The sequence below is a fragment of the Burkholderia sp. Bp8992 genome, assembly GCF_003853705.1.
GTDB lineage: Bacteria > Pseudomonadota > Gammaproteobacteria > Burkholderiales > Burkholderiaceae > Burkholderia.
In genome coordinates, this window is record NZ_QTQI01000046.1 from 15,370 (window position 1) to 38,176 (window position 22,807).

Here is a 22,807-nt window from a genome sequence, read left to right on the forward strand (position 1 = left end):
GACAAGACCTGCTTCCGAGACAGACATGATCCGAACCATTCTCGCCATCGACGACTCCGCGACCATGCGCGCCCTGCTGCAGGCGACGCTTGCACAGGCCGGCTATGACGTGACGGTGGCGCCGGACGGCGAAGCCGGCTTCGACATGGCCGCGACCACGCCGTACGACCTGGTGCTGACCGACCAGAACATGCCGCGCAAGAGCGGGCTCGAGGTGATCGCCGCGCTGCGCAAGCTGACCGCGTATGCGGATACGCCGATCCTCGTGCTGACGACCGAGGGCAGCGATGCCTTCAAGGACGCCGCACGCGACGCGGGCGCGACCGGCTGGATCGAGAAACCGATCGACCCGGCCGTGCTGATCGACCTGGTCGCGACGCTGTCCGAGCCGGCTGCCTCCTGACATGAACGCGACGAATTCAACCGGTGACCGGGCATGACTCTCGACATCACTCAGTTCTACCAGACCTTTTTCGACGAAGCGGACGAGCTGCTCGCGCAGATGGAGCAGCTGCTGCTGAACCTCGACGTCGACTCGCCCGACCCCGAGGACCTGGCCGCGATCTTCCGCGCCGCGCATTCGATCAAGGGCGGCGCGGCGACGTTCGGCTTCTCCGCGCTGACCGATACGACGCACATCCTCGAATCGCTGCTCGACCGCGCGCGCAACCATGAGCTGACGCTGACCAAGGACATGGTCGACGCGTTCCTCGAGACCAAGGACGTGCTGTCCGACCAGCTCGTGGACTACCGCGCGAGCGCCGAACCCGACGCAGCGGCTGCCGCGACGATCTGCGCGAAGCTCGAACGGCTGAAGGCCGAGAGCGGTACGGATGCGCCGGCTGCTGCCGCCGCGCCGGCACCTGCGCCTGCCGCGCCGGTCGCCGCTGCCGTTGCCGTTGCTCCGGCCGCCGAACCCGCTGCCAGCGGCGACCGCGCGCCCGATCACGTGGTCGAGCAGGCTGTCGCGGCCGCGCATCCGGCGGGCGACAGCGACGCCGGCGGCCCGCACCTGAAGATCACGCTGGTCGCCGTCGACGCGAAGGACCAGGCGCTGCTCACCGAAGAACTCGGCAACCTCGGCCGGATCGTCGGCCGCGAGGAAGCGGGCGCCGACCTGTCGCTGTGGCTCGAATCCGACGTGCCGTCCGACGACATCGTCGCCGTGTGCTGCTTCGTGATCGACGAAAGCCAGATCCGCGTCGCGCGCGGTACGGCGCCGGCCGCACCGGCCGCGCCGGCTGCCGCGCAGGACATCGCGGCACCGGCTGCCGAACCGGCCGCCGCCGCGCAACCCGCGCGCGTCGAGGTGTTCGCGCCGCAGGCTGCCGCACCGCAGGCCGCGCCGGCACCGGCGCCTGCCGAACCGGCCGCCGCCGCGGCCCCGGCTCCGGCTCCGGCCCAGCCGCCGCAACCCGCGCAGCAACCGCAAGCCGAACACGCGGCGCCGGCCGCCGCGCATCACGACGACAAGCGTGCGCGCCCGGCCGCCGCCGCCGCGTCGGGCGCCGAGGGCAGCTCGATCCGCGTCGGCGTCGAGAAGGTCGACCAGCTGATCAACCTCGTCGGCGAACTCGTGATCACGCAGGCGATGCTCGCGGAGACCGCGAGCGCGTTCGATCCGGCGCTGCACGACCGCCTGTTCAACGGGATGGCGCAGCTCGAGCGCAACGCGCGCGACCTGCAGGAAGCGGTGATGTCGATCCGCATGATGCCGATGGACTACGTGTTCAGCCGCTTCCCGCGCCTCGTGCGCGATCTCGCCGGCAAGCTCGGCAAGCAGGTCGAGCTCGTCACGTTCGGCCAGGCGACCGAGCTCGACAAGAGCCTGATCGAACGGATCATCGATCCGCTCACGCACCTCGTGCGCAACAGCCTCGACCACGGCATCGAAACCGTCGACAAACGCGTCGCCGCCGGCAAGGATGCGGTTGGCCAACTGGTGCTGTCGGCCGCGCATCACGGCGGCAACATCGTGATCGAGGTGAGCGACGACGGCGCGGGCCTGAACCGCGAGCGGATCCTCGCGAAGGCCGCGAAGCAGGGCATGCAGGTGTCCGACAACATCAGCGACGACGAAGTCTGGCAGTTGATCTTCGCGCCTGGCTTCTCGACCGCCGAGACGGTGACCGACGTGTCGGGCCGCGGCGTCGGGATGGACGTCGTGAAGCGCAACATCCAGTCGATGGGCGGCCACGTCGAGATCACGTCGCTGGCCGGCCGCGGCACGACCACGCGGATCGTGCTGCCGCTCACGCTGGCGATCCTCGACGGGATGTCGGTGAAGGTCGGCAACGAGATCTTCATCCTGCCGCTGAACTTCGTGATGGAGTCGCTGCAGCCGTCGACCGACGACATCTACACGGTCGGCAACGGCGAGCGCGTGGTGCGCGTGCGCGGCGAATACCTGCCGCTGGTCGCGCTGCACGAGGTGTTCTCGGTGGACGACGCGCGCACCGACCCGACGCAGGGGATCGTCACGATCATGGAAACCGAGGGACGCCGCTTCGCGATGCTGATCGACGAGCTGGTCGGCCAGCAGCAGGTGGTCGTGAAGAACCTCGAAACCAACTACCGCAAGGTACACGGCATCTCGGCGGCGACCATCCTCGGCGACGGCAGCGTCGCGCTGATCGTCGACGTCGCGGCACTGAACCGCGAAACCCGTGCGATGCACGGCGCCCGTGCCGGCGCCGAGCTCGCGATGTTCTGACTCTCGCCATCAACCGATTGGGGGCAAACGTGTCTGCTGAAGTCCAAATGATCAATCCGGCCGCGGCGAACGCGGCAACCAGCCGCCGCGACGCGGCGCACGGCGACGCGACGGGCCAGGAATTCCTCGTGTTCACGCTCGGCGACGAGGAATACGGGATCGACATCCTGAAGGTGCAGGAAATTCGCGGCTACGACAGCGTCACGCGCATCGCGAACGCGCCGGAGTTCATCAAGGGCGTGATCAACCTGCGCGGGATCATCGTGCCGATCGTCGACATGCGGATCAAGTTCCATCTCGGCCGCGTCGAGTACGACCACCAGACCGTCGTGATCATCCTGAACGTCGCGCATCGCGTGGTCGGGATGGTGGTCGACGGCGTGTCGGACGTGCTGACGCTGCAGACCGACCAGATCATGCCGGCGCCGGAATTCGGCGCGACGCTGACGACCGAGTACCTGACGGGCCTCGGCACGGTCGACGGCCGGATGCTGATCCTGATGGACATCGAGAAGCTGATGTCGAGCCGTGAAATGGCGCTGATCGAGACGCTCGGCGGGTAAGCGCGCCGCGCGCGCAGCAATTTCGGGAGAATCTGCAATGTTGCATAACTGGTCGATCCGCACGACGCTCACGGCGGTCGGACTCATCCTCGTGTGCCTGGCCGCCGCGGTCGGCGGGCTCGGCCTCTACGCGCTGAATCAAGCGAGCCGCTCGCTCGACGAGATCGCGCACGTCGACCTGCCGGCGATCCACACGCTCGACGACACGGCCGCGCAGCTGCTGCGCTCGCGCGTGGCGCTCGATCGCTTCCGTACGCTGACCGAAGGCGGCAATGCGGCCGACGCGGCGAAGGTGCTCGACCGTGCGCAGGAGCTGTTCACGAAGTCGAACCAGAACTGGCAGGCGTTCCAGTCGACGCCGAAGCTCGGTGTCGAGCAGGCGCTCGTCGACGAGCTCACCGCCCGCTACACGACGATCGTGAAGGAAGGCGTCGAGCCCGAATTCGCGGCGGCGCGCGCGGGCGACATGGCCGCGTACCACGCGATTGCGGACACGAAGATCAGCCCGATGTTCATCGCGTTCGACCAGTCGGCGGCGGCCGTGGTCGCGGCGCTGCAGAAGCGCGCGGAAGAACGCCAGGCCGAGACGCAGTCGCAGATCTCGCTGATGGTCGCACTGATCGCGGCCGGCATCGCGATCGCGTTCGTCGTCGTGATCGCGATCCGCTTCGCGCTGCGCGGACTGATCGTGCAGCCGCTCGAGGACGCGATCGCGCACTTCGAGCGTATCGCCGGCGGCGACCTCACGCAGCCGGTGAACGTGTTCAGCACGAACGAGATCGGCCGCCTGTTCGGCGGCATCAAGCGGATGCAGGACGCCGTCACGACGATGGTGCAGGCCGTGCATCGCGGCACCGAGTCGATCGACGTCGGCGCACGCGAAATCGCGACCGGCAACATCGACCTGTCGCAGCGTACCGAGCAGCAGGCCGCATCGCTGCAGGAAACCGCGTCGAGCATGGAGCAGCTGACGGGCACCGTGCGGCAGAACGCGGAGAACGCGCGGCAGGCGAGCCAGCTCGCGGTGAACGCGTCGGACATCGCGACGCAGGGCGGCGAGGTGGTCGGCCAGGTCGTGTCGACGATGCAGGACATCGCGGCGAGCTCGGGCAAGGTCGTCGACATCATCGGCACGATCGAGGGCATCGCGTTCCAGACCAACATCCTCGCGCTGAACGCGGCGGTCGAAGCCGCGCGTGCGGGCGAACAGGGCCGCGGCTTCGCGGTCGTCGCGGGCGAGGTGCGCTCGCTCGCGCAGCGCAGCGCGAGCGCCGCGAAGGAAATCAAGCAGCTGATCGGCGATTCGGCGGACAAGGTCGAAAGCGGGTCGGCGCTCGTGTCGCGCGCGGGCTCGACGATGGACGAGATCGTGCAGGCCGTGCGCCGCGTGACCGACATCATGGGCGAGATCAGCGCCGCGTCCGACGAGCAGTCGACCGGCATCGAGCAGGTCAACCGCGCGGTCGGCCAGATGGATTCGGTCACGCAGCAGAACGCGGCGCTCGTCGAGCAGGCGGCCGCCGCGGCGGCGTCGCTCGAGGAGCAGACGCGCCAGATGAAGGCGATCGTGTCGGGCTGGCGTGTCGCGGGCGGGATCGTGCTCGCGCCGTCGCGCGGTGTCGCGCGGCCGGTCGCGCATGAACCGGCGGCCGTGCCGGCGCTGCCGTCGGAGCCGCGTCACGACGCGGCGCCGGTCGCCGCGCTGCCGGCCCCGCATGCAGCGGCACAGCCGGCGCGCCGCGCCGCGCCGGCAACGCGTGCGGCGGCATCGGGCGCCAGCCACGAACCGAAGCACGCGGCCGATACCGCCGCACGCCCGCAGAAGGAAGCACCGGCGTCCCGCGGCACTGCCGCGGGCGGCTATGGCCCGCGCCTCGCGAAGTCGGCCGCACCGGCGGACAAGCCGGCCGCGAAGCCCGCGCTCGTGCGCCCGGCGCTGAACGGCGAGAAGCCGGCGCTGGCGGCAGCCGGCACGTCCGACGACGACTGGGAGACCTTCTAAACCATGCCGCATGCGCGCGCGCCGTTTCGACCCGATGCACCGGATGCGTCGCCCCGCGCGGGCGAGCCGGGGCGCGACTTCGCGTTCACGGGCGCGGATTTCGCACGCATTCGCGCGCTGATCCATCAACGCGCGGGAATCTCGCTGTCCGAACACAAGCGCGACATGGCGTACAGCCGTCTCGCACGGCGGCTACGTGCGCGCGGCCTCGACACGTTCCGCGACTACCTCGACCTGCTCGAGCAGGAAGACGATCCGCTCGAGTGGGAAGCGTTCACCAACGCGCTGACGACCAACCTGACCGCGTTCTTCCGCGAGTCGCACCATTTCCCGATCCTGTCGGATTTCGTGAAAGGGCGCCCGGCGCCGGTGTCGGTCTGGTGTTCGGCGGCGTCGACCGGCGAGGAGCCGTATTCGATCGCGATCACGCTGATCGAGGCGCTCGGCGAAACGGCTGCGCGCGGCGCGTCGATCCTCGCGACCGATCTCGACACGCAGGTGCTCGCGAAGGCGGAAGCCGGCATCTATACGTACGACCAGGTCAAGCACCTGTCGCCGGAGCGCCTGAAGCGCTTCTTCCTGAAGGGCACGGGCCCGCAGGCCGGCCGCGTGAAGGTGCGCCCCGAGCTGCGCGCGATGATCCGCTTCGAGCAGCTGAACCTGACCGATGCGGACTACGGGATCGCGAAGCCGTTCGACGCGATCTTCTGCCGCAACGTGATGATCTATTTCGACAAGCCGACGCAGGGGCAGGTGCTGTCGCGCTTCGAGCCGCTCGTGAAGCCGGGCGGGCTGCTGTTCGCCGGCCACTCGGAAAACTTCACGTATGTGACGCAGGCGTTCCGGCTGCGCGGGCAGACGGTGTACGAACTGACGCGCGACGCCGCGCAGGGTGCGCGGCCGCGTGGCGCGCAGGCGAGCGCGGCGGCTCCGATGCCGTCGCCCGTGCGTGCGCGGGCCGGCGTCGCCGCGCCCGCCTATGGAGATCGCGGATGAGCGCACTGCCGATCGCGACCAATCGCTACTTCGACAGCCACTTCGCCCTTCCCGGCGTGAAGCTGCTGCCGAACGAGTTCTACACGACGGGCGAGGACATGGTGCTGATGACCGTGCTCGGCTCGTGCGTCGCCGCGTGCCTGCACGACCCGTACGCGCGGATCGGCGGGATGAACCACTTCATGCTGCCCGACGACGGCGCCGATCCGGGCGCGGCCGCGTCGGAATCGATGCGCTACGGCGCGTATGCGATGGAAGTGCTGATCAACGAGCTGATCAAGGCCGGCGGGCGCCGCGAGCGGATCGAGGCGAAGGTGTTCGGCGGCGCGGCCGTGCTGGCCGGGATGACGACGATCAACATCGGCGATCGCAACGCGGATTTCGTGCGCCGCTACCTCGCGCTCGAACGCATCCGCATCACCGCGGAAGACCTGCAGGGCGTCCACCCGCGCAAGGTCGCGTTCATGCCGAACAGTGGGCGCGCGATGGTGAAGAAGCTGCGGCTGCAGGTGCCGGGCGTCACCGAGCGCGAAGCGGCGCTCGCGCGCGAGGCCGAGCGCGCTCGCCGCGCGCACGTCGAGCTGTTCGCCGCGAAGCGGCCCGCGGCGCCGCAACCGGCGCGCCCGCGCATCGAACTGTTCGGCGCGCGTGGCGCGGCGCCGGCCGGCGCCGGCAGCGTGCGGGCGGCGAACCAATCCAGAAAGCAGGAGGCATGACCGCAGTGCAGAAGATCAAAGTATTGTGCGTCGACGATTCGGCGCTGATCCGCAGCCTGATGACCGAGATCATCAACAGCCAGCCCGACATGACGGTGGTCGCGACCGCGCCCGATCCGCTCGTCGCGCGCGAGCTCATCAAGCAGCACAACCCCGACGTGCTCACGCTCGACGTCGAAATGCCGCGCATGGACGGGCTCGACTTCCTCGAGAAGCTGATGCGCCTGCGGCCGATGCCGGTCGTGATGGTGTCGTCGCTGACCGAGCGCGGCTCGGAAATCACGCTGCGCGCGCTCGAACTCGGCGCGGTGGATTTCGTCACGAAGCCGCGCGTCGGGATTCGCGACGGGATGCTCGACTACGCGGAGAAGCTCGCCGACAAGATCCGCGCGGCCTCGCGCGCGCGCGTGCGCCAGGCGCCGCAGCCGCAGGCCGTCGCGCGTACGGCGGACGGCCCCGCGGCCGCGCCGATGATCAACAACCCGCTCGTCAGTACCGAGAAGCTGATCATCATCGGCGCGTCGACGGGCGGCACCGAGGCGATCCGCGAAGTGCTGACGCCGCTGCCGCCGGATGCGCCGGCCGTGCTGATCGCGCAGCACATGCCGCCGGGCTTCACGAAGTCGTTCGCGCAGCGGCTGAACGGCCTGTGCCGGATCGCGGTGAAGGAAGCCGAGCACGGCGAGCGCGTGCTGCCGGGCCATGCGTATATCGCGCCGGGCCACGCGCACCTGTTGCTTGCGAGAAGCGGGGCGAACTATATTGCGCAACTGTCGGACGAGCCGCCGGTGAACCGGCACCGCCCGTCGGTCGACGTGCTGTTCCGCTCGGCGGCGACGCACGCGGGCAAGAACGCGATCGGCGTGATCCTGACCGGGATGGGCCGCGACGGCGCGGCCGGCCTGCTGGAAATGAAACGCGCGGGCGCACACACGTTCGCGCAGGACGAAGCGAGCTGCATCGTGTTCGGGATGCCGCGCGAGGCGATCGCGCTCGGCGGTGCGGACGAGATCGCGCCGCTCGCCGACATGAGCCGCCGCGTGATGGCGCGCCTGGCGACGATGGGCGACCGCGTGCAGCGCGTTTGAATGGAATGTCACGGGGCGCGTGCCACGATACGCGCCTCGACGGAAACGAATCTGGAAAGGAACGACGATGGACAAGAGCATGAAAATCCTGGTGGTGGACGATTTCCCGACGATGCGCCGGATCGTCCGCAACCTGCTCAAGGAACTGGGCTACACGAACGTCGACGAGGCCGAGGACGGCGCGGCCGGCCTCGCGCGGCTGCGCGGCGGCGGCTTCGACTTCGTGATCTCGGACTGGAACATGCCGAACCTCGACGGCCTCGCGATGCTGAAGGAAATCCGCGCGGACGCGACGCTCACGCACCTGCCGGTGCTGATGGTCACGGCCGAGTCGAAGAAGGAGAACATCATCGCGGCCGCGCAGGCCGGCGCGAGCGGCTACGTCGTGAAGCCGTTCACGGCCGCGACGCTCGACGAGAAGCTGAACAAGATCATCGACAAGATGGCGAAGACCGGGAGCTGACGTGAACGAGCCGATCCATGCGGCGCTCGCCGGCGCGGGGTTCAGCGCCGACAGCCACCCCGAAGGCGCCGATTTCGCGAGCGACCGCATCCTCGCGCGCATCGGCCAGGTCACGCGCGCGCTACGCGATTCGATGCGCGAGCTCGGGCTCGACAAGCATGTCGAGCGCGCGGCGGAGGCCGTGCCCGATGCGCGCGACCGGCTGCGCTACGTCGCGACGATGACCGAGCAGGCCGCCGTGCGCGTGCTGAATGCGATCGAGGTCGCGAAGCCGATGCAGGAGCGCATCCAGAACGAGGCCGAGGCGCTCGACGCGCGCTGGGCGCAGTGGTATGCGGCGCCGATCGAGCACGCGGAAGTGCGCGCGCTGATGGACGACACGCGCACATTCCTGCGCACGCTGCCCGAATCGACGTCGGCGACCAGCGCGCAGCTGCTCGAGATCATGCTCGCGCAGGATTTCCAGGATCTCACCGGGCAGGTGATCAAGAAGATCATGGACATGGTCTACCTGATCGAGCAGCAGCTCCTCACCGTGCTCGTCGAGAACATCGCGCCCGAGCGGCGCGAACAGTTCGCGGCCACCGCGGCCGCGCTCGCGGCCGAGCAGATCAGCGCGACCGGCAGCCCCGAGTCGCTGCTGAACGGCCCGCAGATCGCGCCGGAAGGCAAGTCCGACGTGGTCCAGGACCAGGGGCAGGTCGACGACCTGCTCGCGAGCCTGGGCTTCTGACGCTGCCGCCACGTCCCGTTCCCCTCGTTTCCCCTGACGCGCCGCGCCCTTGCGGCGCGGCGTGATCCTGCGTCAAATTGACACTTCGCCACACTCAGCAGGCATACTACGCGTCAGCAGCAACGTAGCGTCATTCGTACGATTCAAAGGTTGGCAGGCGGCGCGGGCCCGACGGCGGCGCCGCCGGCAACGAAGCCAGTCCCTGGGGGGGAACGTGAAGCTGAAACGCTTGGGCTGGACCGTCGCGCATGCGACGGCTGCAATGGGTGTGCTGTGGGCCGTCCACGCACACGCCGAACTGGGCGGCGCGCCGATGTCGCCGCCCGCGGACGACCAGGCCGCGACCGTGCGCGCGCTGCAGCGCGCCATGCGCTCGGCGGACGGCGTGCAGACGAGCACGGCCGGCTATACCGTCCGCGAGATCACGCTCGGATCGGGCACCGTCATCCACGAATACACGTCGGCCGCCGGCAGCGTGTTCGGCCTCGCGTGGAGCGGGCCGACGATGCCGGATCTCGCGTCGCTGCTCGGCAGCTATTTCCCGCAGTACACCGCAGGCGTCCAGGCGGCCCACAAGGCGCGCGGCTGGCGCGCGCCCGTGGCCGTCGACACGAGCGGCCTCGTGATCCGGACGGGCGGCCACATGGGCGCGTTCTCGGGTCAGGCGTGGCTGCCGGCGGCACTGCCCGCCGGCCTGGCCGGCACCGACATCCAGTGACAGCGGGAGAGCGATCTTGAGAATTCCTCGTACATTCAAGCGCTGGCTCGGCGTACTGGGCCTCGCGGCCGCGACGGCCGTGCTCGTGACCGCCTGCGGCGGCGGCGACGGCGGCGGCGGCAGCAACGGCAACAACTCGGGCAACACCGGCAACGGCGGATCGGACGGCAACAGCGGCAACACGGCCGTCATCACGGTCGGCACCGGCGTCGCGAACGTGATCAACATCCCGACCGTCAGCGTGAAGGTCTGCGTGCCAGGCACGTCGAACTGCCAGATCGTCGGCAACGTGCTGGTCGATACCGCGTCCTACGGGCTGCGGCTCGTCGGCAGCGCCGTGTCGGGCGTGCTGGGCAACCTGCCGCAGGTGACGAGCGGCGGCGCGCCGGTCGCCGAGTGCGGCAAGTTCGTGTCGAGCTATACGTGGGGATCGGTGCGGACGGTCGACCTGTCGATCGGCACCGAGCAGGCGACCTCGCTGCCCGTGCAGATCATCGGCGACCTCGGCACGACGAACGTGCCGAGCTCGTGCACGAACGGCGGCGCGTCGGCCAACTCCGCGAGCGCGCTCGGCGCGAACGGGATCCTCGGCATCGGGCCGGCACCGTACGACTGCGGCACCACGTGCGCGACGTCGACATCGACGAACAACAACTACTACGCGTGCCCGAACGGCGACAACGCGAGCTGCACGGTGGCGCTCGTGCCGCTGGCGCAGCAGGTGGCCAACCCGGTTCATCGTTTCGCGAACAACGACGGCGTGAGCGTGCAGATGCCGGCCATCTCGAGCAACGGGCAGTCGAGCGCGACCGGCACGCTGACGTTCGGCCTGCCGAGCATGAGCGGGAAGACGGTGCTGACGTCGACCACGACGGGCGACGTCAGCGCGACGTTCCAGGGGCGCAACGTGACCGCGTTCTTCGATACGGGCTCGAATGCGTATTTCTTCAACGATTCGGCGCAGACGCCCTGTTCGCGGAACACGCAGTTCTACTGCCCGGCGTCCGCGACGAGCTATTCGGCGACGCTGAGCGGCCAGAACGGCGCATCGGGCACCGTGACGATGCCGGTCTCGAACGCCGATTCGCTGTTCTCGAACTCGTCGACGTTCGCGTTCAACGACATCGCGGGCCCGTTCGGCTCGTCCAGCTGGCTCGACATCGGCATGCCGCACTTCTACGGCAAGACGATCTACTTCGGGATGGACAAGACCGCGAGCGGCGGCGCGCAGCCGTTCGTCGCGTTCTGACCGCGCGGCGCGGCCGCCGGCACCAACAAAGGGGGCGAGTGATCGCCCCCTTTTTTATTTGGCCGCTGTGCAAGCGCTACGGACCGGATTTCCGCCATGCGCGGGCGCAGCGCCTACGATGTAAGACCGGCACCGGTGCCGGCACGACATCGAGGAGACAACGCCATGAGCCCGCGAATCCAGCGCATCACGCCGTTCCTGTGGTTCGACCGCGACGCCGAGGCGGCGGCCGGCTTCTACGTGTCGGTGTTCGACAACGCGCGCATCGTGCACGTCGCGCGCTACGGCAAGGCCGGCGCGCACGCGTCGGGCAGCGCGGAGGGCGCGGTGATGACCGTCGCGTTCGAGCTCGACGGGCAGGCGTTCGTCGCGCTGAACGGCGGCCCCGTGTTCCAGATCACGCCGGCCGTGTCGTTCGTCGTCAACTGCCGCGACCAGGACGAGATCGATCGTTACTGGGCGCGCCTCTCCGAAGGCGGCGACGAGCGCGCGCAGCAGTGCGGCTGGTTGCGCGACCGCTTCGGCGTGTCGTGGCAGGTCGTGCCGGTGCAGCTGACCGAACTGATGACCGGTGATGCGGCGCGCGCCGAACGCGTGATGGCGCAGGTGATGACGATGAAGAAGCTCGATCTCGCCGCGCTGCAAAGGGCGGCGGCCGGCTAGGCCGGTTGGACCGCTCAATCGAATGCCGCATGCGCGAACCGATTATCGATCATGCCGGATTTCATTCGGATGTAATCAAGGGGTGGATTATCGCGGGCTGTAGTTTCTGTCAGGTCTTCATGATTATTAAAATGACGCGACATGCAAACCCGCGGCGCCGCATTATGCTGCCGCGGCCGTTCCTGCGCCGTATTGGAGGGCATCGGGAATGGGCGAATGCGCCGGCCGGCAAGCGAAAAGAGATGGAATCCGGCGAAATTAAAACATATAATGCCGGCGTTGTTTCCGGGGTGCCAATATAAAACAGGAGGGTAATAAAATGGGTTTTTCCGAAGCCGTTCGTACCGCACTCAATAAATACGCGACATTCGAAGGCCGTGCGCGTCGTGCGGAATACTGGTATTTCACGCTGCTGAGCGTCATTCTCTCGATCGCGGCCCAAGTCATCGGCGCGGGCGGCCGCGACGGCGGCCTGGTCACGCTGCTGCTGCTCGGCATCATCTGCCTGGCTTCGCTGGCGCTGCTCATTCCGGGCATCGCGGTCAGCGTGCGCCGGCTGCACGATACGGGCCGCTCGGGCTGGTTCCTGCTGATCGCGCTGATTCCGGTCGTCGGCGGCATCCTGCTGCTCGTGTGGATGTGCTCGCGCGGCACCGACGGCCCGAACCGCTTCGGCGCCGATCCGATCCCCGCGATCTGACCGACGCCTGCCCCGGCGCGCGACCGTCGCGCCGGGGCCTGAATGCCACGCCTTTCCCTTCCGTCGTTCCTCCGTTTTCCCCGCTTCCCCCGCTTCCCGCTGCCGGCATCCTGCCCGCGGCCGACCCCTCGCCGTCGCGTCGACCGGTACGTTTTTCCGCGTTGCCGCGCCGCGCTCCGCCCCTGCGCCAGCCGCGTTCGCAACGGTTCGCCCGATTCCCCGAAATACCCCCCTTTCCCGGCTTTGCTCGACCGATCGGCGTTTGACGCCTGCATGAATAATCGGTGTCACTGGAAAGCGGCATTCCGCCGTACCCGACTGGAGGCCCCGTGGCAGACGAGAGCGATCTCGACAAGACCGAAGCCGCCACTCCCAGGCGCCGCGAGAAGGCGCGCGAGGAGGGGCAGGTCGCGCGTTCGCGCGAGCTGGCTTCGTTCGCGCTGCTCGCGGCCGGGTTCTACGGTGCATGGCTGCTCGCGGGCCCGTCGGGCGCGCATCTGCAGACGATGCTGCGCGGTGCGTTCACGTTCGATCGCGCGACCGCATTCGACACCAACCGGATGCTGTCGGCGGCCGGCAGCGCGAGCCTCGAGGGCCTCACCGCGCTGCTGCCGATCCTCGCGCTCACCGGCGTTGCCGCGCTGCTCGCGCCGATGGCGCTGGGCGGCTGGCTGATCTCGCAAAAGACCTTCGAGCTGAAGTTCGACCGCCTGAACCCGATCTCGGGCCTCGGCCGGATCTTCTCGATCCAGGGGCCGATCCAGCTCGGGATGTCGATCGCGAAGACGATCGTCGTCGGCGGGATCGGCGGCGTCGCGATCTGGCGCAGCAAGGACGAGCTGCTCGGCCTCGCGACGCAGCCGCTCGGCGCCGCGCTCCCCGACGCGCTGCACCTGGTCGCCGTGTGCTGCGGCACGACGGTCGCCGGGATGCTGGTGGTCGCCGCGCTCGACGTGCCTTACCAAATCTGGCAGTACAACAAGAAGTTGCGCATGACGAAGGAAGAAGTGAAGCGCGAACATCGCGAGAACGAGGGCGATCCGCACGTGAAGGGGCGAATTCGCCAACAGCAGCGCGCGATCGCGCGCCGCCGGATGATGGCGGCCGTGCCGAAGGCCGACGTGGTCGTCACGAACCCGACGCACTTCGCCGTCGCGCTGCAATACACGGACGGCGAGATGCGCGCGCCGAAGGTCGTCGCGAAGGGCGTGAACCTCGTCGCCGCGCGCATCCGCGAACTCGCGGCCGAACACAACGTGCCGCTGCTCGAAGCGCCGCCGCTCGCGCGTGCGCTGTATCACAACGTCGAACTCGAGCGCGAGATCCCCGGCTCGCTGTACTCGGCCGTCGCCGAAGTGCTCGCGTGGGTCTACCAGCTCAAGCGCTTCCGTTCGGAAGGCGGCGCGTTCCCGGCGGTGCCGGTCGATCTCGACGTGCCGGCCGAACTCGACAAGGGCACGTCGGTGGCCGCCGACGACGAGCGCGAAGAAGCCGAAGACACGCTCGGCAAGCAAGGAAGCGCAGCATGAGCACCCCGACCACCGGCCTGTTCGCGAAGCGCGCGAACCCGTTCGCAGGCACGAACCTGCGCGCGCTCGCGGGCCCGATCCTCATCTGCATGATCCTGGGGATGATGATCCTGCCGCTGCCGCCGCTGCTGCTGGATCTGCTGTTCACGTTCAACATCGCGCTGTCGGTGATGGTGCTGCTCGTCAGCATGTACACGATGAAGCCGCTCGACTTCGCGGCGTTCCCGAGCGTGCTGCTGTTCTCGACGCTCTTGCGCCTGTCGCTGAACGTCGCGTCGACGCGCGTCGTGCTGCTCGAAGGCCACACCGGGCCGGACGCGGCCGGCCAGGTGATCGAGGCATTCGGCCACTTCCTCGTCGGCGGCAACTTCGCGGTCGGCATCGTCGTGTTCGTGATCCTGATGATCATCAACTTCATGGTGATCACGAAGGGCGCGGGGCGGATCGCCGAAGTGTCCGCGCGCTTCACGCTCGACGCGATGCCCGGCAAGCAGATGGCGATCGACGCCGACCTGAACGCCGGCCTCATCAACGAGGAGCAGGCCCGCAAGCGCCGCCTCGCCGTGTCGCAGGAAGCCGAGTTCTACGGGTCGATGGACGGCGCGTCGAAGTTCGTGCGCGGCGACGCGATCGCCGGCCTGATCATCATGGCGATCAACGTGATCGGCGGGCTGATCGTCGGGATGGTCCAGCACGACATGTCGTTCGCCGCGGCCGGCACGAACTACACGCTGCTGACGATCGGCGACGGCCTCGTCGCGCAGATCCCGTCGCTCGTGATCTCGACCGCGGCCGGCGTGATCGTGTCGCGCGTCGCGACCGACGAGGACATCGGCACGCAGATCACCGGCCAGCTGTTCACGAACCCGCGCGTGCTGACGATCACCGGCGTGATCATCGTGATCATGGGCCTGATCCCCGGCATGCCGCACTTCGCGTTCCTCGGGCTCGGCGGCGGCGCGATCTGGCTGGCCCGCACGCAGATCAAGCGCGCGGCGGCCCGCAAGGCGGCCGGCGACCTGACCGACATCGCGCCGCCCGCCGTGCTGCCGTCCGACAGCCACGAGGCGACCTGGGACGACGTGCAGCTGATCGATCCGCTCGGCCTCGAAGTCGGCTACCGGCTGATCCCGCTCGTCGACAAGGGCAGCGACGGCGAGCTGCTCAAGCGCATCAAGAGCATCCGCAAGAAATTCGCGCAGGAAATCGGCTTCCTGCCGCCGGTGATCCATATCCGCGACAACCTCGAACTGCGGCCGAACGCGTACCGGATCGCGCTGAAGGGCGTCGAGATCGGCGTCGGCGAAGTGTTCCCGGGCCAGTGGCTCGCGATCAACCCGGGCCAGGTGACGGCCGCGCTGCCGGGTGCCGTCACGCAGGATCCCGCGTTCGGCCTGCCGGCCGTGTGGATCGACGTCGCGATGCGCGAGCAGGCGCAGGTGTACGGCTACACGGTGGTCGACGCGAGCACGGTCGTCGCGACGCACCTGAACCATCTCGTCGTCCAGCACGCGGCCGAACTGCTCGGCCGCCAGGAAGTGCAGGCGCTCATCGAGCGCACCGGCAAGGACGCGCCGTCGCTCGTCGAGGACCTCGTGCCGAAGACGATCTCGCTGACGACGTTGCAGAAAGTGCTGCAGAACCTGCTCGAGGAAGGCGTGCCGATCCGCGACATGCGCACGATCCTCGAGGCCGTGTCCGAACACGCGGGCCGCGGCGACGCGTACGAGATCACCGCCGCGGTGCGGCTCTCGCTCGGCCGCGCGATCACGCAGCAGTGGTATCCGGGCGCCGGCGAGATGCAGGTGATGGGCCTCGACGCGAATCTGGAGCGCGTACTGTCGCAGGCGCTCGCCACCGGCGCGAACCCGGGCCTCGAACCCGGCCTCGCGCACAACCTTCTGACCGGCACGCAGCAAGCGATGCTGCGTCAACAGAATCTCGGGCTGCCGCCCGTGCTGCTCGTGCAGCACGCGCTGCGCGCGATGCTCGCGCGTTTCCTGCGCCGCAGCCTGCCGCAATTGAAAGTGCTGTCGTATGCCGAAGTGCCGGACACACGCACGATCAAAGTCGTTAACGTCATCGGGGGTTCCGCTTGAACATTCGCAAATTCACCGGCGCAACGAGCCGCGACGCACTTCGTCTCGTGCGCGAGGCGCTCGGCGCCGACGCGGTCGTGCTGTCGAACCGCACGCTCGATGACGGCAGCGTCGAAATCGTTGCACTCGCCGATTCGGACCTGGCCGCGGTGACGCCGCCCGCCGCCCGCCCGCGTCTCGCCACGCCGCGCCAGCCGGAATCCGTGCCGGCCGCCGCCGTGCCCGGCATCGTGTCGCGCCCCGGCGCCGCAGCGGTGCGGCCGTCCATCAACCCTTACGCCGCCGGCGAAGGCGGGCTGCCGGACGTGTTCTCGTCGGTGTTCGGCGCGAGTGCCGATGCGGACGACGCGCACGCGTATGCGCCGGCGATCGACGCGGATGCGCCGGTCGCGGCTTCGCCGTCGATCACCGTACCCGCTGCCGGTATGCCCGCCGCCGATACATCGGCCGCTGGCGCGTCCGAACCCGCACCGTGGCTGGTCGAGCACGCGAAGCGCCTGACGCAGCAGCGCGACGCGCTGATCGCTCGCGCGCAGGCGCCGGCCGCGCCGCTCGCGAGCGCGCCCGCGTCGCAGGCCGCCGCGCGCGCGACGCCGCCCGACTGGGCGCGCGACATCGTGCGCGACGCCGAACGCCGGATGCCGGCCGCCGCGACCCGCGCGCCCGACACGAGCGCCGCGCACGCGGCGAAGACGGCCGAGCGCACGCGCCTGTCCGCGGACGCGGCCGCCGCGGTGGCCGATGCGGTGAAGTCGCGCATCGAGCGGATCGTCAACGACACGGTGATGCAGGAACTCGGCGAACTGCGCGGCATGATGGAAGAGCAGTTCGACAGCCTGAAGTGGCACGACCGCCAGCGTCGCAGCGCCGTGCACGGCGCGCTGACGAAGCACCTGTTCGCGGCCGGTTTCTCCGCGCAGCTCGTGCGGATGCTGGTCGACAACCTGCCGTCCGGCGACGGCGCACAGACCTTCGAACGGGCTGCCGAATGGGCGCACTCGGTGCTCGCGTCGAACCTGCCCGTGCTCGACAGCGAGGATGCGCTGATGGAGCGCGGCGGCGTGTTCGCGCTGATGGGGCCGACGGGCGTCGGCAAGACGACGACCACCGCGAAGCTGGCGGCGCGCTGCGTGATGCGCTTCGGCGCGAGCAAGGTCGCGCTGCTGACCACCGACAGCTACCGGATCGGCGGCCACGAGCAGCTGCGCATCTTCGGCAAGATCCTCGGCGTGCCGGTGCACGCGGTGAAGGATGCGGGCGATCTCGCGCTCGCGCTGTCCGAGCTGCGCAACAAGCACATCGTGCTGATCGACACGATCGGCATGAGCCAGCGCGACCGCGCGGTGTCCGACCAGATCGCAATGCTGCACGGCGCGAACGCGCCGGTGCAGCGCCTGCTGCTGCTCAACGCGACGAGCCACGGAGACACGCTCAACGAAGTCGTGCAGGCGTATCGCAGCGCGGGCGAGCACCCGGACCTCGCCGGCTGCATCCTCACGAAGCTCGACGAGGCGACCCACCTCGGCGGCGTGCTCGACACGGTGATCCGCTACAAGCTGCCGGTCCACTACGTGTCGACCGGCCAGAAGGTGCCGGAGAACCTGTACGTCGCCTCGACCAAATTCCTGCTGAAGAGCGCGTTCTGTGTGCCGCGCGACGGCTCCCCCTTCGTGCCGCAAGACGAGGACATGCCGACGCTGCTTTCCGCACTGACCGCACGTTCCACCGCCGAGCTGCACGAGGTGCGATTTGGATAAACGGATCATCGACCAGGCCGAAGGGCTGCGGCGCCTGCTGGCCGGGCGCGCGTCGCGCATCGTCGCGGTGACGGGCGGGCCGGCGGGTGTCGGCTGCACGTCCACCGTCGTGAACCTGGCCACGGCGCTTGCGTCGCTCGGCAAGGACGTGCTCGTCGTCGACGAGCGCGCCGACGTGCATTCGGCCAGCGCGACGCTGGCGGGCGCGTGGCTGCGCGACGGCGAACGCACGCGGGTGGCCGCCGGCTTCGGCCTGTGCGCGGCCGCGCGGCTCGCGCGCGCCGGCTACGGCGACGCGCAGCTGAGCGATTTCATCGACGGCCCGGCCGACATCGTGCTGGTCGACGCGCAGCTCGGCGCCGACGGCGCGTTCTCGGCGCTCGCACGCGAGGCGCACGACGTGCTGGTCGTCACGCGCGTCGCCGCGCAGGCGATCACCGAGGCGTACGCGTGCATGAAGCGGCTGCATTTCGCGCACGCGTTCGCGCAGTTCCGCGTGCTGACCAATCACGTCGGCAGCCACGCGGACGCGAAGACGGCGTTCGACAACCTCGCGGGCGTCGCGAGCCGCTACCTGACCGTGTCGATCGCCGACGCGGGCTGCGTGAGCGCCGATCCGCTCGTCGAGCATGCGCGCGAACTGACGCATGCGGTGGTCGACGCGTTCCCGTCGTCGCCGGCCGCGCGCGATTACCGGCAGATTGCCGCCGACCTGCTGTACTGGCCGATGCGCCCGCGTTCGGGTGCGGGGCGCGCGGTCCACGCGGGCGGCAAACCGTCGTACGAGGCGGGCGCGGCACACGCCGCGTGAGCGCCACCGCAAGGAGAGAGCCATGATGTACAACGCTCAAGGAAAGATGTCCCAGGCCGACGTGCTCGCGCAATATGCGCCGCTGGTGCGCCGCCTCGGTCTGCAGCTCGTCGCGAAGATGCCGGCGAGCGTCGATCTCGACGACCTGATCCAGGCCGGCATGATCGGCCTGATGGACGCGGCCGGTCGCTACAAGGAAGACCAGGGCGCGCAGTTCGAGACCTACGCGACGCAGCGCATCCGCGGCGCGATGCTCGACGAGCTGCGCAGCAACGACTGGCTGCCGCGCAGCATGCGCAAGACGTCGCGCGAGGTCGAGCACGCGGTGCACCAGGTCGAGCAGCATCTCGGCCGCTCGGCGAGCGAGACCGAGATCGCCGAGCACCTGAAGATGCCGCTCGACGAATACCAGGGGATGCTGCAGGACCTGCACGGCAGCCAGCTCATCTACTACGAGGATTTCGACCGTGCGGCCGACGACGAGCCGTTTCTCGACCGCTATCGCGTCGATCACGCCGATCCGCTGTCCGCGCTGCTCGACGAGCACCTGCGCGAGGCGCTCGTCGAGGCGATCGAGCGGCTGCCGGAGCGCGAGAAGCTGCTGATGTCGCTCTATTACGAACGGGGTCTGAATCTGCGCGAGATCGGCGCGGTGCTCGAGGTGAGCGAGTCGCGCGTGTGCCAGCTGCACAGCCAGGCCGTCGCGCGGCTGCGCGCGCGGCTGCGCGAACAGGCCTGGGTCGGCGCGGAGTCCTGACCCTTTCAGGGCGGCCACGCGCGCCGACGCCGCGCGCGGGTATCGTGCTTGCGCATTTTGCGCGCCGATTTGCTACAATCCCCTCCGTTTTCCGAGGAGCGTTGCGACGGACATCCCTGTCCGCCAGGCTCGGAAGGCTTCACCAAGCAGCCGTGCGGCACGCATTTCGCGACCGTCGCGCCGGCCCCGCTTCCTGAACGGCGCTCACGTCACCAATCTAGAAACTTTTTAGAAAGGAGGGCGTGATGAACGCCATTATCGATTCCAAGGCTTCCCACGATTACGTCGTCGCCGACATGGCGCTGGCCGGCTGGGGCCGCAAGGAACTCAACATCGCCGAGACCGAAATGCCGGGCCTCGTGCAGATCCGCGACGAATACAAGGCACAGCAGCCGCTGAAGGGCGCGCGCATTGCCGGTTCGCTGCACATGACGATCCAGACGGGCGTGCTGATCGAGACGCTGAAGGCGCTCGGCGCGGACGTCCGCTGGGCGTCGTGCAACATCTTCTCGACGCAGGACCACGCCGCGGCAGCGATCGTCGAGGCCGGCACGCCGGTGTTCGCGTTCAAGGGCGAGTCGCTCGACGAGTACTGGGAATTCTCGCACCGCATCTTCGAATGGCCGAACGGCGAATTCGCGAACATGATCCTGGACGACGGCGGCGATGCCACGCTGCTGCTGATCCTCGGCGCGAAGGCCGAGAAGGACCGTTCGGTGATCGCAAAGCCGACCAACGAGGAAGAAGTCGCGCTGTACAAGTCGATCGCTGCGCACCTCGACATCGACGCGACCTGGTACTCGAAGCGCCTCGCGCACATCAAGGGCGTGACCGAAGAAACCACGACCGGCGTGCACCGCCTGTACCAGATGGAAAAGGACGGCCGCCTGCCGTTCCCGGCGTTCAACGTGAACGATTCGGTCACGAAGTCGAAGTTCGACAACCTGTACGGCTGCCGTGAATCGCTGGTCGACGGCATCAAGCGCGCGACCGACGTGATGATCGCGGGCAAGGTCGCGGTCGTCGCGGGCTACGGCGACGTGGGCAAGGGCTGCGCGCAATCGCTGCGCGGCCTTGGAGCTACCGTGTGGGTCACCGAAATCGATCCGATCTGCGCACTGCAGGCGGCGATGGAAGGCTACCGCGTCGTGACGATGGAATACGCGGCCGACAAGGCCGACATCTTCGTGACGGCCACCGGCAACTACCACGTGATCAACCACGATCACATGAAGGCGATGCGCCACAACGCAATCGTCTGCAACATCGGTCACTTCGACTCGGAAATCGACGTCGCGTCGACGCGCCAGTACCAGTGGGAAAACATCAAGCCGCAGGTCGACCACATCATCTTCCCGGACGGCAAGCGCGTGATCCTGCTGGCCGAAGGCCGCCTCGTGAACCTCGGCTGCGCGACCGGCCACCCGTCGTTCGTGATGTCGAACTCGTTCGCGAACCAGACGCTCGCGCAGATCGAGCTGTTCGTGCGCGGCAACGAGTACGAGAACAAGGTGTACGTGCTGCCGAAGCATCTCGATGAAAAGGTCGCGCGCCTGCACCTGGCGCGCATCGGCGCGAACCTGTCCGTGCTGTCGGACGAGCAGGCTTCGTACATCGGCGTGCAGAAGGACGGCCCGTTCAAGCCGAACCACTACCGCTACTGATGCGTCGCGGCCGCCGCCGCGCCGTGCGCGCCCCGCTGCGGGGCGCACGGTGCGGCAGCGGCCCGGCGCCGGATCGCCGGCTTGTCGCGCCGCGCCTTCGGGCGGGCACGGCGGCCGGCGGCGGCCACTGATCGTACCGATCGACCACCGAACCGGAGCCCTCCATGAGCGTCATCCTCACCTGGGTCATCAACGCGCTCGCGCTGCTGATCATCACGTATCTCGTGCCGTCGATCCACATCAAGAGCTTCGGCACCGCGCTGATCATCGCGGTCGTGCTGGGCCTGATCAACACGGTGATCCGTCCGGTGCTGATCCTGCTGACGCTGCCCGTGACGATCGTCACGCTCGGGGTGTTCATCCTCGTCGTGAACGCGCTGTGCTTCTGGTTCGCATCGTCGCTGCTGAAGGGCTTCGAGGTGTCGGGATTCTGGTCCGCGTTCTTCGGCTCGATCCTGTACAGCATCGTGTCGTGGCTGCTGTCCGCCCTGATCTTCGGCCAGCGCGACATCGGCTGACGGGCAGGCCCTTACCCACCGAATCATGAAACCGATCGAACTCTCGTTTGAATTCTTCCCGCCGAAGACGGCGGACGGCGTCGAGAAGCTGCGCGCGACGCGCGCGCAGCTGCTGCCGCTGCAGCCGAAATTCGTCTCCGTGACGTTCGGCGCCGGCGGCTCGACGCAGCAAGGCACGCTCGATACCGTGCTCGACATGCAGAAGGACGGCCTCGAGGCCGCGCCGCACCTGTCGTGCATCGGCTCGTCGCGCGACAGCCTGCGCGCGATCCTCGACCAGTACCGCTCGCACGGCATCCGGCACATCGTCGCGCTGCGCGGCGACCTGCCGTCGGGGATGGGCGAGGTCGGCGAGCTGCGCTATGCGTCCGAGCTCGTCAGCTTCATCCGCGCCGAGCATGGCGACTGGTTCCACATCGAAGTCGCCGGCTATCCGGAGTACCACCCGCAGTCGCGCTCGCCGAAGGCCGATCTCGAGAATTTCGCGCGCAAGGTGAAAGCCGGCGCGAATTCCGCGATCACGCAGTACTTCTTCAACGCGGACGCGTATTTCCGCTTCGTCGACGATGCGCGCAAGCTGGGTGTGGACGTGCCGATCGTGCCGGGCATCATGCCGATCACGAACTTCTCGCAGCTGATGCGCTTCTCCGAGATGTGCGGCGCCGAAGTGCCGCGCTGGGTCGCGCGCCGGCTCGAGAGCTTCGGCGACGATCGCGAGTCGATCCGCGCGTTCGGCGCGGACGTCGTCACGAGCCTGTGCCAGCGCCTGATCGATGCGGGCGTGCCGGGCCTGCACTTCTACACGCTGAACGCAGCGACCGCCACGCGGACGATCTGCGAACGGCTCGCTGTGTAAGCGCGGTCAAGGCGCGGTCACGCGGTTGCATGCGCACAAGCCCCGCCGGGTTCGCCGGCGGGGCTTTTTTTTGGTTCATCGCGGGAAACCGTGGAAGCTTTCGGTGCAGTTGGTAACCTGACGCCAATGGGAATAGGCGTTGGAGGCCAAATTGCTGGATCGCAAAGCACTACAGGCGCTGGGCTGCTGGACGGGCTACCGGATTGAGCGAG

At 68.6% G+C, this 22,807-nt stretch carries 22 protein-coding genes and 1 riboswitch; all 22 genes read left to right on the forward strand.

Features of this window, described 5'->3' with window-relative positions; genetic code table 11:
• Positions 1-25 precede the first annotated feature (25 nt).
• The 22 genes from DIE03_RS36600 to metF all read left to right on the forward strand — a co-directional run bounded on the left by DIE03_RS36600 (position 26) and on the right by metF (position 22,595).
• Entirely contained in the window at positions 26-403 is a 378-nt protein-coding gene (locus DIE03_RS36600; RefSeq protein ID WP_124456916.1) for a response regulator, read from the forward strand.
• A gap of 33 nt (positions 404-436) precedes the next feature.
• Complete coding sequence (gene cheA / locus DIE03_RS36605) at positions 437-2,713, forward strand: chemotaxis protein CheA (protein WP_124456917.1); 2,277 nt, start codon at positions 437-439, stop codon at positions 2,711-2,713.
• A 47-nt stretch (positions 2,714-2,760) separates the two neighbouring features.
• Positions 2,761-3,276: a chemotaxis protein CheW gene (gene cheW, locus DIE03_RS36610; protein ID WP_124456918.1), complete on the forward strand. Its 516-nt coding sequence runs from the start codon at positions 2,761-2,763 to the stop codon at positions 3,274-3,276.
• A gap of 37 nt (positions 3,277-3,313) precedes the next feature.
• A complete protein-coding gene (locus DIE03_RS36615) occupies positions 3,314-5,278 on the forward strand; it encodes a methyl-accepting chemotaxis protein (protein WP_124456919.1) in 1,965 nt (654 codons plus the stop codon).
• A gap of 3 nt (positions 5,279-5,281) precedes the next feature.
• Positions 5,282-6,274, forward strand: coding sequence for a CheR family methyltransferase (locus DIE03_RS36620; protein WP_124456920.1), 993 nt, complete (start codon positions 5,282-5,284; stop codon positions 6,272-6,274).
• Positions 6,271-6,990, forward strand: a complete 720-nt coding sequence (gene cheD, locus DIE03_RS36625; RefSeq protein ID WP_124456921.1) for a chemoreceptor glutamine deamidase CheD — start codon at positions 6,271-6,273, stop codon at positions 6,988-6,990. Before DIE03_RS36620 ends, cheD begins: the two co-directional genes overlap by 4 nt.
• Positions 6,987-8,078: a chemotaxis response regulator protein-glutamate methylesterase gene (locus DIE03_RS36630; RefSeq protein ID WP_124456922.1), complete on the forward strand. Its 1,092-nt coding sequence runs from the start codon at positions 6,987-6,989 to the stop codon at positions 8,076-8,078. The genes cheD and DIE03_RS36630 overlap by 4 nt, the downstream gene beginning before the upstream one ends.
• A 67-nt stretch (positions 8,079-8,145) precedes the next feature.
• Positions 8,146-8,541: a chemotaxis response regulator CheY gene (cheY, locus tag DIE03_RS36635; RefSeq protein ID WP_026045350.1), complete on the forward strand. Its 396-nt coding sequence runs from the start codon at positions 8,146-8,148 to the stop codon at positions 8,539-8,541.
• 1 nt (position 8,542) lies between these two features.
• The gene (gene cheZ, locus DIE03_RS36640) at positions 8,543-9,274 is read left to right on the forward strand and encodes a protein phosphatase CheZ (protein ID WP_124456923.1); all 732 of its coding nucleotides are present in this window, start codon (positions 8,543-8,545) and stop codon (positions 9,272-9,274) included.
• Between the two features lie 214 nt (positions 9,275-9,488).
• Positions 9,489-9,992 carry a DUF2844 domain-containing protein gene (locus DIE03_RS36645; RefSeq protein WP_124456924.1) on the forward strand — a complete coding sequence of 168 codons (504 nt, stop codon included), beginning with the start codon at positions 9,489-9,491 and terminating at the stop codon, positions 9,990-9,992.
• Positions 9,993-10,008: 16 nt separating this feature from the next.
• Positions 10,009-11,241 carry a DUF3443 domain-containing protein gene (locus tag DIE03_RS36650; protein WP_124456925.1) on the forward strand — a complete coding sequence of 411 codons (1,233 nt, stop codon included), beginning with the start codon at positions 10,009-10,011 and terminating at the stop codon, positions 11,239-11,241.
• Between the two features lie 165 nt (positions 11,242-11,406).
• Positions 11,407-11,904: a VOC family protein gene (locus DIE03_RS36655; protein ID WP_124456926.1), complete on the forward strand. Its 498-nt coding sequence runs from the start codon at positions 11,407-11,409 to the stop codon at positions 11,902-11,904.
• Between the two features lie 29 nt (positions 11,905-11,933).
• Positions 11,934-12,206 (forward strand): hypothetical protein, encoded by a 273-nt coding sequence (locus tag DIE03_RS36660; protein WP_124456927.1) that lies wholly within the window; start codon positions 11,934-11,936, stop codon positions 12,204-12,206.
• 17 nt (positions 12,207-12,223) lie between these two features.
• Entirely contained in the window at positions 12,224-12,604 is a 381-nt protein-coding gene (locus DIE03_RS36665) for a DUF805 domain-containing protein (RefSeq protein WP_124456928.1), read from the forward strand.
• Positions 12,605-12,933: 329 nt separating this feature from the next.
• Positions 12,934-14,133, forward strand: a complete 1,200-nt coding sequence (gene flhB / locus DIE03_RS36670; protein ID WP_124456929.1) for a flagellar biosynthesis protein FlhB — start codon at positions 12,934-12,936, stop codon at positions 14,131-14,133.
• Entirely contained in the window at positions 14,130-16,232 is a 2,103-nt protein-coding gene (gene flhA, locus DIE03_RS36675; protein ID WP_124456930.1) for a flagellar biosynthesis protein FlhA, read from the forward strand. The genes flhB and flhA overlap by 4 nt, the downstream gene beginning before the upstream one ends.
• Positions 16,229-17,989 carry a flagellar biosynthesis protein FlhF gene (gene flhF / locus DIE03_RS36680; protein WP_124456931.1) on the forward strand — a complete coding sequence of 587 codons (1,761 nt, stop codon included), beginning with the start codon at positions 16,229-16,231 and terminating at the stop codon, positions 17,987-17,989. The genes flhA and flhF overlap by 4 nt, the downstream gene beginning before the upstream one ends.
• Positions 17,982-18,800 (forward strand): MinD/ParA family protein, encoded by an 819-nt coding sequence (locus tag DIE03_RS36685; protein ID WP_124456932.1) that lies wholly within the window; start codon positions 17,982-17,984, stop codon positions 18,798-18,800. The genes flhF and DIE03_RS36685 overlap by 8 nt, the downstream gene beginning before the upstream one ends.
• Before the next feature lie 22 nt (positions 18,801-18,822).
• The gene (locus tag DIE03_RS36690) at positions 18,823-19,557 is read left to right on the forward strand and encodes an RNA polymerase sigma factor FliA (protein ID WP_124456933.1); all 735 of its coding nucleotides are present in this window, start codon (positions 18,823-18,825) and stop codon (positions 19,555-19,557) included.
• A gap of 87 nt (positions 19,558-19,644) precedes the next feature.
• A riboswitch (S-adenosyl-L-homocysteine riboswitch) is annotated at positions 19,645-19,770 on the forward strand.
• A gap of 32 nt (positions 19,771-19,802) precedes the next feature.
• Positions 19,803-21,221 (forward strand): adenosylhomocysteinase, encoded by a 1,419-nt coding sequence (ahcY, locus tag DIE03_RS36695; RefSeq protein ID WP_124456934.1) that lies wholly within the window; start codon positions 19,803-19,805, stop codon positions 21,219-21,221.
• A 164-nt stretch (positions 21,222-21,385) separates the two neighbouring features.
• Positions 21,386-21,739 (forward strand): phage holin family protein, encoded by a 354-nt coding sequence (locus DIE03_RS36700; protein WP_006477367.1) that lies wholly within the window; start codon positions 21,386-21,388, stop codon positions 21,737-21,739.
• 25 nt (positions 21,740-21,764) lie between these two features.
• Positions 21,765-22,595 (forward strand): methylenetetrahydrofolate reductase [NAD(P)H], encoded by an 831-nt coding sequence (metF, locus tag DIE03_RS36705; protein ID WP_124456935.1) that lies wholly within the window; start codon positions 21,765-21,767, stop codon positions 22,593-22,595.
• The last annotated feature ends 212 nt before the right edge of the window (positions 22,596-22,807 follow it).